This is a genomic window from Pseudonocardia lacus, from assembly GCF_018531445.1.
GTDB lineage: Bacteria > Actinomycetota > Actinomycetes > Mycobacteriales > Pseudonocardiaceae > Pseudonocardia > Pseudonocardia lacus.
On sequence record NZ_JAHDTH010000464.1, the window covers coordinates 1 to 1228 of the forward strand.

At 80.7% G+C, this 1228-nt stretch carries 1 protein-coding gene; it reads left to right on the plus strand.

The window, feature by feature from the left end:
• A partial coding sequence (locus tag KIK08_RS39095) for an ATP-binding protein (protein WP_408004797.1) occupies positions 1-1228 on the plus strand: 1228 nt, incomplete at both ends.

Here is a 1228-nt window from a genome sequence, read left to right on the forward strand (position 1 = left end):
CGCCCGGCGCCGGACCCGGGCGCGGCGACGGCGGCGCTGGTCGCCGAGCTCGGCCGGGCCGGGCAGCGGCGGGCGGTGCTGCTGCGGGCCCGGCAGGAGAGCGGGCTGCGCGCGCTGCTGCTCGGGATGCTCGCGCTCCTCGCGCGCGAGGTGGCCACCCGCACCCTCGCGACCGCCGCCGGGCAGGACGCCGACGTGGTCCTGCAGGCCCTGTCCGAGCTGGCCGCGACGGGGCTGGCGCGGCTCGGGGAGAAGGGCTGGGCCACCGCGCACGACCTGGTGACCGAGGCGGTCGGCGACGGGCTGGACGTGGCGGAGCGGGCGAACCTGCACGGCAGGCTCGCCCGCGCCCTCACCGGCGAGGACGCCGACCCGGCCGAAGCGGCCCGCCACCACCGGGGAGCGGGCGACCCCGGTGCCGCGGCCGCGGCCTACGCCGTCGCGGCCGGCCGGGCCCTCGCCGTCCACGCCACCGCCGAAGCGGCGGCCCTGGCCTCGGCCGGGCTCGACCTCGACCCCCCGCCCGCGGTGCGCGCCGAGCTGCTGGAACTGCGCGCCCGCGGACGTGCCGAGCACGGCGAACCGGATGCCGCCGACGACCTGCGCGCCGCGCTGCGGATCACCGGGGCCGGGCCGGACCGGGCACGTCGGCTGGCCCGGCTGGCGATGCTCACGTTCGGAGCCAGGGACGCGCTGAGGGCGGCGGAGCTGGTGGAGCTCGCGCTGGTCGAGGCCGGCACCGACGAGCCGTCGCGAGCGCTGGCGCTGGAGACCGCCGCGATCGTGGACATGAACCTCGACCGGCCCGACCGGGCCGGGGAACGGGCGGAGTCGGCCCTGGCGACCTACCGCGGGCTCGGCGACGGCGCCGGTGTCGCCCGCATCCTCGACGGCCGGGCCATGGCGACCTTCCTGGACGGCCGGATCACCGCGGGCGTCGCCGAGTTCGGCCGGGTCGCCCGGCTCTTCGAGGACTCCGGCGAGCTGCTGCGCGCGGTCACCCCGCGCTCGACCTGCGGCCACGGGCTCGTCCTGGCCGGGCGCCCCGGCGCCGGCCTCGCCGAGACCTCCGCCGCGCTGCGCCTGGCCCGCGACCTGGACGCCGTCGAGGGGCAGGCGTACGCGCTGTGGCACCGCGCGGAGGCGCTGGCCGCGCTCGGGCGCGCCGAGGAGGCCGAGGCCGACGGCCGCGAAGCGCTCGCGCTGGCCACCGCGGCCGGCCACCGCG